We start from the raw sequence: 15,855 nt of genomic DNA on the forward strand, positions 1-15,855 counted from the left end.
TTTGCGGAACGTCTTGTTGAAAAATCGATAGTTGTTAAAAACTATCCGCGCTGCGATCTCCGTTATAGTAATATAAATAGAAACAATTTTTATAAATTATGGCAGGTGGTGAAAGAAATGATTCAGTATACAAGTCTTATAGTGTTTGTCAGCCCGTTCTATAGGGACAAGGATATCATGCATGATTTGAGTCATATTGAAAGGATCATCCTCTCGGCAAAGAAACTGATGAAATTTTACCCCGAAATCACGGATGAAGATGTAATTGTATACGGGTGTTATTTTCATGGATTTGTTTACCTGAGAGAAGACTTAATAAGAGAGTACTTGTCCGAGCAGGGATTACATGCGGACCAGGTCGAAAAAATCGTTACAGTTTCATGGGAATCGCAAAAGGACGAAATCCCGCAAACGTTGGAAGGAAAACTGTTACACGATGCCCATATGATCGAAGGCGGCAAAACCTATCTAATCGTTAAATCCTTATGTACAGGGACGGCTAGAGGGCAAACCTTGGAAGAGACTCTCGACTATTTCGAGCAAAATGTTCTTGGCCATGGGGAGTGCTATTTACCGGAAGCGAAACCTGTTTACCTCGAAATGCAGCGGTTCGCGAGCGATTTTATCCGCGATCTTCGTGAAGGGTTGAGACCAGAGTAAGCAAGCTAATCCTTTCTCCTAGAAACTGAAATCAGTATCCCCAAGTCCGCAAGAAGCAGATTTGGGGTTTTTGGCATGATCAGTTTTAAAGCAAGCTTCACCGTTTTTTTCGGGTTAAAAGACAAAAACGTCGTGCTAAAAACCAAAGAAACGTTATGCCGTCATCGATATAATGACCTTAACGCCGGACTTTTCACATTAATCACGCTCTATTCATAGGAGGGAAAAGCAATGTCTACACATGGAAACGAATCGGATATGCAAAGCGGAGGCGGGATCAACCTCCCGGTTTCCGGGCCCGATACCGGACTCAAGCTGAGTAGAAGAAAATTGCTGACTGCGCTCGGGGTGGCGGGGGCCGCCGCGGCCACGGCGGAAATGCTGGGGTTGGGCGGTGTCGTATTGGGGAGCGGCGGTACGGACGGGGTAACGGATAACGTATACGGCAATGGGCCTAAGAAACATCATCCCAAGCTGCTGAACGCTAGTTTTGTCATTTCGGTTACGATAGCCGAACTCAGACAACTAACAGTTCCCGAAGAAGATGAAGTGTACTACGTTAGCGACTCCGGCAAGGAGGGATGCTTCTATTACGACTCCGCAGATTCCTCATCCCTGGACAATACGGGAACCGTATTGGTCTCGACCGGCGGAGCCAGATTCAAGCGAATCGTCGCGGGTAACGAGATGAACGTTTCGTGGTTCGGCGCTGCAGGGGATGGGATAACGGATGACGCTCCCGCCATTCAGGCCGCGATCGATGCGGTACCGGCAGGCGGGGGGACTCTGATCATTCCATCGACGGCGTCATTTTATGCGTTGGCAAGCCAAGGAATTATACTGGAGAACCGGAATCATATCGCCATATTGTCCTCTGGGGCAACGCTCAGATTCAAGGACGGCACGCCGGACATCCAGAACAGGGACATGAAGTTCAGCAACATGCTTATGAAAAACTGCCGGCATATTCGCCTGGAAGGGCTTGTCCTGAACGGTAACTTGTCTGGCAGGCAAGCGCATTCCGGCGCGGAAAGCTTTCATTCCTGCCTGAGCCTTGTCAAATGCGAGGATGTCCAAATCCGCCATTGCGCGTTTACGGAAGGGATGACCGACGGAATATACGTGAGCGGGATTTACTCCGGTCCCGCTTCTACCGGCTCGGTTGCGGTCAGCAAGCAGATCCTCATCGATTTTTGCGTCCTTACCTATTGCCGCAGAAACAACATTTCGATCGTGGCGGCGGACGGCGTAACGGTTTCGAATTGCCGCATCAGCGATGCCGGCAAAATTCAAGGCACAGCTCCGAAAGCCGGTGTAGATATCGAGCCGAACAAAGGCTGGTACGGCAGCTGTCAAAACATCGTGCTCCGCAACAACACGATCGAGAACAATGAGGGTACGTACGGGGTAACCGTCGGAGGCAGCGGCAGCCAAAACGTGGTGGTGGACGGCAATCGGATAGCCAAAAACAAAACGGGACTGAATTTCAACAATAATGCGGACGCGGCGGACAATACGAACGTATTGGTGACCCATAACACGTTCAGCGGGAATATCACGGGCATGCGAATGGTCCGTAAAAATGTGGATACGATTAGCGGCAACCTGTTCATCGATAATACGAGTATCGGACTCGTCATGTACACTTTAATCGACGGTTTGTTGATCACGGGCAACAAATTTGTCCGCAACGCCAGCTACGGCATAAGCGGAGGTTATCCGGCGGCCAGCTCAGAGAACAATATTCTCTCGGTGATCATATCGGACAATGTGTTCCTGGACAACGTGTCCGAGTCGACGGCGTCTTCGGGAGGCGTTTCGGTCAGGCTGTATATGCGCGACGCGGCATCGGTGGCGATTTTCAACAACAATACGCAGTTCAATTCGCCGGGCGCCGTTTACAAAATGAAAGGGGTATCGATCGACAAAGACTGCAACGCCCGGGCAACCGGCAACACGTCCTGGAATTTGTACGATAATGACAAACCGCATGACCGTTTTGTCGGAGCGGGCAATTATGCGGTAGTCGCCGCTGCTCCGATGCCGTAAAGCAGTCGAACGCGAAACCCTATATTCCATATAGAAGGATTGATGGATGATGGCAAACGAGAATACCAGCTCCTATTATCTGGTGAAGGAAGGGAAAGCGCAAGCGGTCATCATTAGGTCCGCCGGTAACCTTGGTCAAGAGGCGGTCAAAGAATTTCAAGCCGATATCCTCCGAGCGACTGGGGCCGCGTTGCCGATCGTCGATGCGGACGAGCTGCGAAACGTCCCCGAAGGGTTTGTTTATGTGCAAATCGGTCCCGGGCCGCTGATGGAAGATGAATCCGGTAACGAAGGAACGGCCAACCAGGTTCAGGAGACATATCGCATCGTTTCCAAAGGGAATCGGTTGTTGTTCTCGGGCGGTTCGAATGACGCCATTTTATGGGCGGTCGCCTATTTTCTCGACAGGCATATGGGTGTTCGCTGGCTTTGGCCGGGCGACTTGGGCACCTTCGTACCTCGAACGGACAGCATCGCATTGCCGGAACTTGACATAACCTCCCGGCCGGAGCTGGAAATGCGCCAGTTACGCGTGCGCAAGTCGGCTCCGCCGGAAGGCCATCATTGGCTCCGTCTGCACGGGATGGGAAGCCGCACTACCTATGCGTTCGGACATGCGTTTACGAAATGGTGGGACAAATACGGGGAAGAGCACCCCGACTATTTTGCGTATCCGCCCGAAGGTCAGCAGCAAGTACAGCCCGGCCGGATCAAGCTGGATATCAGCAACGAAGCGGTCGACGAGGCGATTATCCGGGAATGGCGGGAGGCGGGAACACCGGCCAACTGGAACGTATCGCCTAACGACGGGAGCGGTTTTTGCGTAAGTCCGGGCTGCCTCGCGATGGATGTTCCGCAAGGCCAATCCGTGACGGCCATATGGCGGGCCGAAGGCCAGCTAACGGCGCGTTACGTCAAGTTCTGGAACCGGCTGATCGATAAAATGCGGGCGATCCGCCCCGACGTCACCTTGACTACCTTTGCGTATAGCTGCTACAAATCGCCTCCGCCTCCGGGTATAACGCTGAAGGATGGATTTGTGCTGCAAATTGTCGGCTTTTACAACGACTACGAGCAGTGGAAAGGCTGGTTTGACGCAGGAGCGAAGCTTTTTTTGCGGCCGAACTGGTGGCATTCCGGCGCGATCTCGCCCAACCTGCCGCTGCATGCGCAAGGCGAGTTTTTCAAATTCGCGGAGCGGCGCGGGATGCTCGGCTTCGATTTCGATACGATGTTCGGCTATTGGGGAACACAAGGTCCGAATTATTACTTGATCGCGCGACTGTCGGCACGCCCGGATTTATCCGTCGACGACGTCATTGCGGAATATACGTCCGCTTTCGGTAAAGCGGCGCCCGCGATCCAGGATTATCTCGGCTACTGGGAGCGGTTTTCCGAAGAAGCGGGCTTTAACATCCAGCTGTATCCGAAGGGCCGTTATGAGGCGCTGGCCGCTCAATTCGATCTGCCCCGTTCGACGCTGAATGGTGGCTGGTACATTTTGCCTTATTTGATGACCGATGACGTGTTGAATGAAGCGCGGGCGATTTTGAATCGCGCGGAGGAGCTTGCGAGTGGCGAAGGGGAGGCAGGCGCACGCGTCGCATTTCTGCGCGACGGGCTCAAGCATGTCGAATGGACCCGCGAGGTTGTCCGCTACGGGTACGAGAAGAGCCGGCCGAGCGGCGCAACGAAAAACGAATTCATTAGGCTGCGCGAGCGGCTGGATGCATTCAGAAAAGAGCTGTCCGAGCGTCATGTCATCTGGCTCGGCACCTTGAACGAATTCGAGCAACTGAGAGGGATACCGACCCATGAAAGCCGGACGACCGGCTGGGACGAGCAAACCTCGAGCGGTCCCGGCGGCAAAGAGATGGACGAGCAAGTGCTCGGCATGTAATGGTTCTACGCGGTATCTGGCTTTTATTCGCAACGACGAAGAGATTGCATTCCGCCAAAAGCGGATGCAATCTCTTTTTTTGGAGATTCTCGAGCACAAAACGCATCAACTATGGTACGAATTGTTTTTTAAAATGAAACAAAATTGCAACTAAAATAATAATAAAAATGAAAGTATACTGAATATAAGTAAAACCTAACTTTCATTCAAGAGAAGGAGAACCACATTCATGACCGACTTCCATACTGTCAAGTATTACAAACCGACACCGGCCTCCGCCAATCCGCAAACGATCCGGGCGGATCTATGCATTTATGGGGCGTCCTCCGCGGGAATCGCCGCAGCCGTGCAAGCTTCGCGATTGGGGCTTAGCGTCGTCATCGCGGAATTCGGTTCGCACATCGGCGGTTTGACGACCGGCGGGCTGGGGGCTACGGACATCGGCAACAAAGGAGCAATCGGCGGCATTTCCCGCGAGTTTTACCGCGCTCTTGGGACTCACTACGGATCGGACGAAAACGGCGGTACGCACTGGCTGTTTGAGCCGAAGATCGCCTCCCGCATATACAAGGAATGGTTGGAGGAGACTCGGGTGGCCGTATATACCGAGCGTCATTTGCAGCGGGTCGATAAGGTTGGCGGACGCATCAAGCGTATCGTCATGGAAAACGGCGACGCGTTCGAAGCGGGGATGTTCATCGACGCCACGTACGAGGGCGACTTGATGGCGATGGCAGGCGTCTCGTATCACGTCGGCAGAGAAGCGAACGAAGTATACAAGGAGACCCTGAACGGCGTTCACTTCGGCCACCCGAACCACAACTTCAAAACATGGATCGATCCGTATGTCGTACCCGGCAAGCCGGACAGCGGACTGCTGCGCGGCGTAACCGATGCCGAGCCGATGGCGCAAGGTCAGGGCGACTCCTGCGTGCAGGCCTACAATTTCCGGATATGCCTGACGGACGATCCGGACAACAGGCTGCCGTTTCCGCAGCCCCCGCATTACGATCCGGACGACTACGCTTTACTCGCCCGGTACATCCAGTCCGGCATATGGGACGCGCTCAGGCTGCACAAAATGATGAAGCCGACGCGCAAGACGGACTTGAACAACTTTGGCGCCGTATCCACCGATTTTATCGGACGCAATTACGAATGGCCGGACGGCGACTATGCGACCCGGGAACGGTTATTCCAGGAGCACTACAACTACAATTTGGGGATGCTTTATTTCCTGAACCAGGACGACAGGGTGCCGCTCTCCATCCGCCAAGAAGCGGCGACATGGGGGCTTCCCGCCGACGAATACGTGCAGAGCGGAAATTGGACGCCGCAGCTTTATATACGGGAAGCGAGGCGGATGATATCGGATGTCGTTATGACCGAGCGGCATTGCCGCAGCTTCGAGAAGGTCGCGGATTCGGTCGGTCTGGCCGCCTACACGATGGATTCCCATAACTGTCGAAGACTTGTCGTGGGCGGGCGCTGCATCAACGAAGGCAATGTGGAAACCGCGCTGGTCGCACCGTTTCCGATTTCTTACCGTTCGATCGTGCCGAAAGGTGACGAATGCATCAATTTGATCGTACCGGTCTGTTTGTCCGCCTCGCATATCGCGTTTGGCTCGATCCGGATGGAGCCGGTGTTTATGATATTGGGACAGTCGGCGGCGACGGCTGCCGCATTGGCGCTCGAAGGGCAAAGCGCCGTCCAGGACGTCGATTATGGGAAGCTTCGCGAACGGCTGCTGAGGGACGGACAAATATTGGATTGGTCCTGAGACACGCCGGTTCACACGCATAATCTAGGAAGGGGAACGTTGAAATGGAATTGGCGATGAAGAAGATGGATCGCGTCATTGAAATCGACAACATGGTAACCTTCCATTACCGGGAACTTCCGAAGCAGTTTTCCAGCCAAGATCAGCCATATCCTTACTGGGAGATGATGTACGTCGACAAGGGCGAATTCGCCGTGGTTTCGGGCACAGGGGCGGCGCAGTTGAAACAAGGGGACATTGTGTTTTACCCGCCCGGGGAACGGCATGGCGGCACGGCACACGCTCGCACGCCGCCCAGTCTGTTAATTGTCGGATTCGAATGCGCATCGAAGGCGATGAACGATCTGCCGAGATCCCCCTTCCGTCTAGGCGATGCCGAACGCCGCTTGCTGGCCGATATCGTCAGGGAAGGCTTGTATCCCCTTGAGCCTGTTGCGCCGTTTCGCCGGCAGGAGACCGCCGTCCGTTTATCCCGCTCGTCGATCGGACGGGAGCAGCTGGTGAGAAATCAGTTGGAAATATTGCTCATTCGCCTGTTGCGCCACAACGCCTCTTCGGCAGGGGACGGCAAGCTTTCCTCTGTTCAAAAGGAGCATCAGGAAACCGATATCGCGCAAAAAGTCGTTGATTACATCGAACGAACGGACATTTCCGAGCTTTGTCTCGACCGCATCTGCCGCAAGTTTGCGCTCAGCCGTACGCATCTCGGCACCGTCTTCAAGCGTTCGACCGGCTACAGTGTCATGGAGTATGTCCGCAAGCTGAAAATTGCCAAAGCAAAGGCGCTGATCCGCGAAGAAACATACAATTATTCGCAGATCGCCGAGCTGCTCGGCTATTGCAGCATCCATTATTTTTCGAAAGACTTCAAGAAGTGGACGGGAACTGCCCCGTCGGAATATGCGAAGTCCGTCCAAGCACGCATCTGAAGCGGATTTGGTTTTGAGCAAACAAAGTACCAGCCATGACGCGGGCTGCCGATACGATCGGCGGCCTGTTTGGCAATTGCAGGAAAGTAAATTTAAAACAGTATGTTCCAAAGAAATCGTCAAGTATCTATTGTAAGGTTGAGGGAAACCGGGAGGCGGGGGAGTCGATCAATTCGATGTTGGATCAGGGAGGTGATCGCTATAAAATACGAAAATGCGGGTGACGTTTTACCGGAACATCTGTTGGAAGAAGTGAAGAAGTATGCAGCAGGCAAACTGTTATATATTCCCCTCAACAATGAAAAGAAGGGCTGGGGCGAGGTTTCCGGATATCGCCAATTTCTTGTCAGGCGCAATCAATTCATCTTGAACAAGTTTCTTCATGGCGTCGACATTCGCGAGCTTTCCGCAGAGTTTTTTCTTTCCGAGGAGACGATCAAAAAAATAGTGTACTCCAAAAAAAATTCGAACAAATTGGAGTATTATCCAACTATAAAGTCATCCATGGAGTATTCGGAAGCAGGGATGCTGGAAGAATGGATTCATACTTACTTGCTGTTTGACCGCCGTAACAAAGTTTTTTCCGATGGCTTGCGGCTGCTTTACAGATATTATTTGGGTCCAATCCTGATGCCGCTATCGTTATTCGTTCGATCTAGCGGACCTGAGGCGCATATGAAATGGAAGGTACATCCCGTAGTTTTCGAGAATAAAGTCGCATGTTGGGCGGATAAAATCCTGCACAACGAAGATACACCGCCGCTAATCATTAATTTTGAAGAAGGCGAGTTTGAAATCAATTGCAACAATCCTTTGTTTGAAGCGTTGAGGCGAGCCGAGGTGAGGGAGTACCCTGTTATCATCTGGATTTCGGAAAAAACGAGCCACGAGCTTTTTCTAAAGGACTATTCCGTCTATTTATAAGTTTCTGTCGAGAACAACTTAACTCATTCCAGTCATATTTTTCAGAGTCTTCCACCTCTATCATTAGTCAGGTAATCAGTTACCCGGGGATAGAGGGAGCTCATGCAAAAATACGGGGTACAGACATACTTTTTCGCAACGGTAACACCTGGCTTGGAACCTTTCTGGCAGATGAAATCAATGAGCTTGGCATAGTTATACGGGCGATGACTTTAGAGCGAGGTAAAGTCGTATTTCAAGCGTTCGGAGAAATAAGCCGACTGCAAAAACTTCGCTGCGCCGATAATCTTCCTTATGGATTCGCGCCGATCTCGACGGAACCTTATGTAGGCTATCTATCAAATGGACGGACGCACAGTTCCGTTATAGGGGAAATACCCGCTACTTCACCCAAGGCAGCATCAGACCAACCGTAGCAGCCGGGCTCGTGAGAATCAGCAAGCCGGGTCCAAACGATGTGTTTTATGATCCGTTTTGCGGCTCGGGAACGATACCGGAAGAACGCGCGCTGTTTCCCGCCAGAAAAATATTAGCAAGCGATTATAAGCGAGAGGTCATATGGACAGCGGAGCAAAATTGCGAGGGAATAGCCATTGTATTTCAAAGCGATGCGAGGCAAACGCCCTCCCGCTCCGAAAGTATAGATTGTATCGTAACCAATCCTCCTTGGAACAGGCAGATTGCGGTAGAAGACTTGCGTCATCTTTATGCCGCGTTTCTGGCTGAAGCCAAAAGAATTTTGAAACCAAACGGAAAGTTGTGGGTGCTTACGGACTGTCACGAGGAACTGACAATGGCAGCTCGGGAAAACGGATTGTACCGAAACGCCGTGTGCGAGCTTAGTCTTCATGGCCTTCATCTTAAAGTTTATGAAATACGAAAGACCAGCCCCTAATAGGGCTGGCTGTATTCTAGATGGGGCAGTCGAAGGACAGAACAAACATAATGGGGGAATGAGCCATGGAACAATTGCTGCCTGAACGACTTCAATATACCGCAACCGAAGCCCGAATAGTTGCCGATCGCGGACAAATTGAGGATTGGATTCACTTGTACTTGAATTCAGCGGGTCATAACCCGAAACTGTCAGAGGGCCTGAAGCTGCGACAAAGACATTGGGTCGGGCCCATTCTTGTAGATGTGGATCGTTTGCAGCGCTGCCACGGACCCGAAAACGAACCTGACATGGAGTATTATTCATCTGTTGATCATTGGGAGCACAAAGTGAGTCGATATGAACAAATGTTTCGCAGCGGCTGGGATGCCCCGCCTCCAATTGTTGTACATCATCAAGGCAGACTAAGCGTCCGTGACGGCAATCGGCGCACAGCCGCACTTAAACGGGCCGGTATCCGGGCATATTGGGTCATCATCTGGGATGACGATAGCGTGGAAAACATTTTGAACTTTTTGCGCGAATGCTATTAGCTCTTGTTTTGCTGCTACCAAGCAATCGATTGAAAATGCACAGCATCCTTATCGCATTTTGTCCAATTTTATTACAACTGGACAGCGTTACGTCGTTGTATAGGATGGAAGGACATGGTAAACTGGCTTCACCTCCAACTGCTCAACAGCAGGCGAGCCGTTGGAGTGTTCCATTTTCGAAACAGGCAGGAGTGAATGCGATGAAGACGTATGCCAACATCCCGTATGCAGGTGTAGACGATGGGCTCCGGTATATGGATGTGTTCGTGCCGGAACAAAACAAAACCGAAGGCGGTATTCTGTTCATCCACGGGGGAGGGTGGTCAGCGGGTAACAAGGAGAAGTTTCACTCGTTGGCCGCGTTTTTTTGCAGCGAAGGCTACACATGTGCTTCGATGAGCTACCGGTTGAGCGGCCACAGTACGTTTCCGGCACAACTAGAGGACGCGCACCTCGGCATGGCCTACATGAAGCAGAACGCCAGACCATGGAAGCTGGATCCGGAGCGTATCGTCTCGTTTGGTTCCTCGGCCGGTGGACACTTGGCACTCCTGTTGGCGCTAGTCCCTCCAGGCAGCCCGCTCGGTCATAGCGCGCAGTTGGCAACTGATGACACGCTTCCGCGTGCGGTTGTGGCATACTGCCCCGTCACCGATCTGAAGAAGGAAAAGGCATCCTATGCGAAATTGATGGGGGAGCCGTACACGAACGCCAACCAACGGTATTTGACGGCTTCGCCGATCGATTTGCCGCAGCCAACAACGATTCCGATGCTCGTGATCAACGGCGACGGTGATACCGTTACGCCGCTAGAGGCATCCGAAACCTATTGCCGAACTGTGCAGGAAGCTGGCGGTGATGCTCGACTTGTCGTGCTGAAGGGAGTCGGACATGGTTTCGGTTATGGAGTGACAACGGAAGCACAGCAGCAAGCCGTTTATCATGTCCGGCAATTTTTGCACGACGTTTTCCCGGTATAGGATCGGCAATCCGATTCCGAAGCGAAAAAACGATGCGCAGAGAACAACAAGTGTGTCTATTTCGACATGCTTTTTTTTGTTTTCTCTAAGAATTCGGCTTTCCGACGGCTGTTCATTACCGGACTGAGTTCGTATTTCACTTATTTATCACGCTGCCGTGTTTCAACCTATGGAGCCTTACAAAGAACTGACTATGAAGAGACCTTTTAAAGACATGAAGAAAGCCAAAATGTAATTGACTGCGCTTTCAAAAACACGTAATTTATTTATAGGGTCAGTTTAGGGTTAACGAATTTGACCGCTATTTTTCGAATGACTCGAAATCGGAAAGGAGAGTCAGGCCAACCCGTATGGAAGACAGGTCAGCAAATAGCTGGGGCGTTAGAACGATTTATTGGAAAATCATGTGGAACAGGAGTCAATGAGGCATGGTGGCGATTAGAGCAAAAAGCAGGCCGTTGGCGGTGTTTTCGTTTATTCTAATCCTGATGTCGGGCTGCGGAGGCGCACTAAACGGAGAACAGAAGCCAGATCGACGGGAGGCGGAGGCGGAAAAGCCGAAGGAGCCGTATACGATGAAAATTTATGCGGCCGGCGTCGCAGAAACCGAATTCGACGACCGGTTCCGGCAAGTACTCAAGCAGAAGTTTCCGCATATTACTGTGGAATACTTCCCGGGCGTGAAAGGAGCGACACTTCCGAATCTGGTGGCTGAGGGCAACATCCCCGATCTGATTCGCACCGACGTTCCGACGCTGCGGACCGCCTATCTGGATCTGAGTTTAGGCTACGATTTGAACGATTTCGTCAAGAAGTACAAATACGATTTGAGCCGGTTTACCTCAGTGTTTATCGACGAAATCGTCGATGCCGGACGAACCGGTGCGTTATACGGCTTGCCGGTGCCGCCGTATTTTCCGCAGGCGCTGTATTACAACAAGGATCTGTTCGACAAGTTCGGTGTTCCTTACCCGAAGAAGACCGGTATCACATGGGATGAAGTATACGATCTGGCGAAAAAATTGACGCGTGTGGAAGGCGGCGCCGTATATCGCGGCTTCAGTTCCCACCCGGGCAATACACTGCGCGATAACCAGTTTTCGTTGCCGATTCTCGATCCGAGCGCGGATCAACTGGCCGAACCGGAGAAATGGAAAGTGCTGTTTAATAATTTGCTGCGGTTCTATGAAATTCCGAACAACACGATCGAATCAACCGCCACCTTGGACGGATCGGCTTTCGCCAAAGGCAACGTCGCGATGATGACCAACCAGCACAGCGTGTATTTGAAGCTTCCACCGGAATTGAACTGGGATCTGGCCGCTTATCCGACTTTGGAGGGGGCACCCAAGCTGATGCCGCAGCGAGGTCCGGCTTATTGGTCCATCTCGAATACGAGCACGCACAAGGAGGATGCATTCGAGATGATCATGGTCATGCTGGCAGACGAGGTGCAGATGGCCGATTCGAGGAAAGGGATTACGACTACGCTGAACAGTCCAGTAATCAAGAGCGCTTTGGGTAAAGAAAGCCCAGTTTACAGCACGAAAAACATGGACGCGGTCAATGTATACCCGCCGATACCTTACACGAAGAAACGAAAAGCCGGGCTAACCGATGTACCAGGGTTAACGCTGCAAAACTTGCAGAGTCAAACCTTTGTCGACGTTGCGATGGGCAAAATGGACGTCAATACCGCGCTGCGTCAACTGGATGAGAAGCTGAAAGCGGAGCTCGCCAAAGAAAAAAGCAAGTAACTGAACGTTCCGGCTTAGCCGCCGGCAGACGCAAGAGTCGATCTGTTGATCGCTTTGGGAAAGATACCCTGCGGACGGATGAACTGGGATGACGCGTACGAATTGGCAAAGCGGTTATCTCGTACCGGCAGAGAAGCTATTTATCACGGATTTGTTGCTAGCTAAATGAGTCAACGGGGATTGGCATGTTGGAGGGTGACGGCTCAGAGCATACATCAGGAAGATGCGTATTCCGGACCATTCCGTATGAATGGGGCGAGTACGATTGCACCAATCGCCAAGAAGCTTTGCGGCTGGCGTCCATGGCTCATTCAATCGATGAAATGGGGGAGTTATTGACAGTGCTGAACAAAATACTGCAATCTATGTTGGCTTTTTGTATGGTCGTTTCCATGCTGATCGTGGGCGTATCGTCCGCTTCAGCGCAAGCGAAAGCGCCGTCTAATCTTCTTATCAATCCTGGCTTCGAGATGCCTGGGGGGGAGACGACGCCGATCCCCGGTTGGACTCTCAGGTCGAAGTCCGCGGGGATTTCGACGGAAGTAACCGATGCACGAAGCTACGAGGGAACAAATAGTCTGCTCGTGAACGATCAGTCGGCGACTGCAGCGAATGTGACCTACAGCGATCCGATCGAAATTAACGGCGGCGATCATTTGCGCCTGCATGCAAAAGTAACCGGCGCGAGCGGAACCATCTATTTGGGAATCCGAACGTTTAAAAGCCCGGAAGACAATGTTGTCGGGGGCCAACTGGACAGCAAGTACGTTAGCCTACTGCCTGCATCCGAATGGACGGAGTACACCGTCGAGGCAGTTGCTCATAAGGATGCGGCATATGCCAGAGTGCTTATTTACACCGCGAATGCATCGACAGGGAGAGCGGTTCTGGATGACTTGCATTTTAGTGTCGAGGAGGTTGAAACGATTCCTTTTGAGCTGGTAAATCTAGGCCAGACTGTGCATAAGCTTGTCTTTAACCGTGATGGCGTTTATACGGATTCCTCCGGAAAATCGGTCTTTTATGTGATCCAGGATGGTGATCCGAACATCCTGCTAATTCTCGACGTGGATACGGGGCAAGTGATACGTTCGGTTCCGGTCGTGGACACGGTAGATGGGGTAGAGCATAAGGGTGCATATTTGCGCGGCTTTACCATTCAACCGGACGGGACCGTCTATATGGCGGGCACACCTTCAACGCTGTTCAAATACGTACCTGGCGAAGATCGGGTTCATTACTTAAAGAAGCTTCCGGGTTCCGCTACATTCAGTCTGAAGAACGGTCCTCCCGGAATTTTGGTAGGCGGTACGTATAACCGAAACGAATTGTTTGAGTACAACATTCTTACAGACGAACTGACGAATCTCGGCCGCGCAACGCCTGATGAGGCTTATGCTTATTCCGTTGCATATGATCCGGAACACAATGATTACTATATCGGGATCGGCTCTCATGCGCATCTGATTCGATATGACCGGGATACCGGGGAGAAGACCGAGATTCCGCTACCCGTCCGTTTTCCGGATGCTCAGTTCATCTGGGATATGGACGTTCGGCAAGGAAAGATCTTTATGCGGATTACACCGGGGAAATCACTGGCATACGATTTGTCAACCGGGCAGTTTGAGGAGACGGATGCGGTCATTACCTCCCGACTTGTTTCTCCCGTATCGCCTGAAGGAAACCGGGTGTACTTTTCCGACGGTTCCAAGCTTGGATATTACGATTTTGGCAGCAAGCAATACTCGTGGCTACCGGTTGAACTGGAAAATGCCCTAAACATGATGGGTTTTGCCAAACTGTCCGATCCGGAATACCCGGGCTATACCTTGATCGGTATGATGGACGGCTGGATGCTGCATTACAATCTTCAAAACGGAAAATCCAGAAAGCTGCGCGTGCCCGTTTCTGGCGAGGCTTCCACCTTGCAAACGGTCGCAAAAGGTAACGATGGAAGAATGCACACTAGCGGCTACATAACGGGCGGCAACGCAATCTATGACCCGTTGACCGGGGAGAGGGAAGAATATTCGAAGCAGGTAGTCGGTAAGGATAACGTTGTCCCGGGCACTCAAACCGACCGAATCTTCAGCTATAAGGACAAAATCCTTTTTGCGACGTACGGCAACGCCAATATATATGAGTATGATCAATCCAAGCCATGGAACAGACAGGATCCGGTCCACCCGAATCCGAAGATCTTGTTCTCCGTTTCCGACTATCAGCAAGATCGTCCGACGGCGGGTGTAATTGTACCGGATTTAGGAAAATACGTGGTTGGCACCGTTCCGGATTACGGCATGTTGGGCGGAGCGCTTGTTGTCTATGACTTGGAAACGAACGAACGTGAGGTATACCGGAATGTGATCGATCAGCAAAGCGTTACAGCGGTCACTTATAAAGACGGGCTTGTCTATGCCGGATCGAATATTTGGGGCGGCCTGGGCATTCAGCCGACAGAGAAGGAAGCAAAGCTTTTCATCTGGGATATTAAGAAGAAGGAAAAAGTATTTGAGATGGTACCGATCCCGGGAAGAAGAGGAATAACAGAGCTGATCGTTGGTCCGGACGGCATGATCTGGGGGTCGGCTGAGGGCGACTTGTTCATCTTTAATCCGGAGTCGAGACAGATCGTCTATACGGGGCCGCTCGTCTCCCGTTCGTACGGAAGCGCGGTGTGGCGGGACGCACAGTTTGTGATTGGTACGGATGGAAATGTATATGGCGTACAGGCCAACCAGTTTTTCGTCATCGACGCGGTGACGAAGCAGAAGCAAGTCATTCGCAGCGTAGGCAAGCGTAACTGGCTGGGGCAGGACGATTTCGGACGTTTCTATTTGACCGAGGATACGGAACTGCTCCAGCTGACGATTCCCGGGCTTGTCCTGCGGCCGACCGGGGCACGGCTGGACGTTTCGGTAACGGCGCTAACCTACGGCAAAACGGCGGATATCGCCATTACCGGTCTGCTGGAGAAAGGAAGCACCGTTCAACATATGGAGAGGCGAAATCCCCAGTACTTCAGCAGCGATCCGTCGGTTATCGGCTTCGAAGACGGCAAGCTGGTCGCCGGGCGCCCCGGAACCGCAGAGATCTGGGCGCGCGTCGTGATGGACGGCAACGTAGTCGAAACGAACCATGTCGCCATGACGGTAACGGCAACGGTGGATACGCTGGAACGTTCGCTGAACGCGTTCGTTCAGGCCGGCGAGATCCGGAACGCATTGGCAAGCCAGTTGACGAATGCTCTCAAGCAAACGCGCCACTTTCTGAACATGGACGAACGCGACAAGGCGTTAAAGCATCTTGAAGATTTTCACAAGCATTTAACGAATCCGGCGATGGCGGATCAAATGACGCAGCTCGCGAAAGACACTCTACTAGCGGACGTCCAGTGGCTTATAGCGTCTTGGCAGCCGGAATAATAGGCAGCAGGCAAAGC

At 52.0% G+C, this 15,855-nt stretch carries 11 protein-coding genes; all 11 read left to right on the top strand.

All coding sequences use genetic code 11. The features are described 5' to 3' along the window. Positions 1-117: 117 nt before the first annotated feature. The 11 genes from D7M11_RS03835 (at position 118) to D7M11_RS03885 (ending at position 15,838) form a co-directional block, all read left to right on the top strand. The gene (locus D7M11_RS03835) at positions 118-660 is read left to right on the top strand and encodes an HD domain-containing protein (protein ID WP_120745844.1); all 543 of its coding nucleotides are present in this window, start codon (positions 118-120) and stop codon (positions 658-660) included. 231 nt (positions 661-891) lie between these two features. Next, a complete protein-coding gene (locus tag D7M11_RS03840; RefSeq protein ID WP_120745845.1) occupies positions 892-2,709 on the top strand; it encodes a right-handed parallel beta-helix repeat-containing protein in 1,818 nt (605 codons plus the stop codon). Between the two features lie 46 nt (positions 2,710-2,755). Beyond that, positions 2,756-4,609, top strand: coding sequence for a DUF4838 domain-containing protein (locus tag D7M11_RS03845; protein WP_120745846.1), 1,854 nt, complete (start codon positions 2,756-2,758; stop codon positions 4,607-4,609). A 229-nt stretch (positions 4,610-4,838) separates the two neighbouring features. Further along, a complete protein-coding gene (locus tag D7M11_RS03850; protein ID WP_120745847.1) occupies positions 4,839-6,392 on the top strand; it encodes an FAD-dependent oxidoreductase in 1,554 nt (517 codons plus the stop codon). A 44-nt stretch (positions 6,393-6,436) separates the two neighbouring features. Next, a complete protein-coding gene (locus D7M11_RS03855; protein ID WP_120745848.1) occupies positions 6,437-7,321 on the top strand; it encodes an AraC family transcriptional regulator in 885 nt (294 codons plus the stop codon). Between the two features lie 192 nt (positions 7,322-7,513). After that, positions 7,514-8,245 carry a CD3324 family protein gene (locus tag D7M11_RS37890; protein WP_193556097.1) on the top strand — a complete coding sequence of 244 codons (732 nt, stop codon included), beginning with the start codon at positions 7,514-7,516 and terminating at the stop codon, positions 8,243-8,245. Positions 8,246-8,582: 337 nt separating this feature from the next. After that, positions 8,583-9,140, top strand: a complete 558-nt coding sequence (locus D7M11_RS38005; protein ID WP_420817638.1) for a TRM11 family SAM-dependent methyltransferase — start codon at positions 8,583-8,585, stop codon at positions 9,138-9,140. Between the two features lie 65 nt (positions 9,141-9,205). Next, positions 9,206-9,673, top strand: a complete 468-nt coding sequence (locus D7M11_RS03870) for a ParB N-terminal domain-containing protein (RefSeq protein WP_120745850.1) — start codon at positions 9,206-9,208, stop codon at positions 9,671-9,673. A 200-nt stretch (positions 9,674-9,873) separates the two neighbouring features. Further along, the gene (locus D7M11_RS03875) at positions 9,874-10,653 is read left to right on the top strand and encodes an alpha/beta hydrolase (protein ID WP_158606414.1); all 780 of its coding nucleotides are present in this window, start codon (positions 9,874-9,876) and stop codon (positions 10,651-10,653) included. A 428-nt stretch (positions 10,654-11,081) separates the two neighbouring features. Continuing rightward, positions 11,082-12,410, top strand: a complete 1,329-nt coding sequence (locus D7M11_RS03880) for an ABC transporter substrate-binding protein (RefSeq protein WP_120745852.1) — start codon at positions 11,082-11,084, stop codon at positions 12,408-12,410. A 341-nt stretch (positions 12,411-12,751) separates the two neighbouring features. Next, positions 12,752-15,838, top strand: a complete 3,087-nt coding sequence (locus D7M11_RS03885) for an FIMAH domain-containing protein (RefSeq protein ID WP_120745853.1) — start codon at positions 12,752-12,754, stop codon at positions 15,836-15,838. Positions 15,839-15,855: the final 17 nt, after the last annotated feature.

It is taken from the genome of Paenibacillus ginsengarvi, assembly GCF_003626695.1.
Lineage (GTDB): Bacteria > Bacillota > Bacilli > Paenibacillales > NBRC-103111 > Paenibacillus_AB > Paenibacillus_AB ginsengarvi.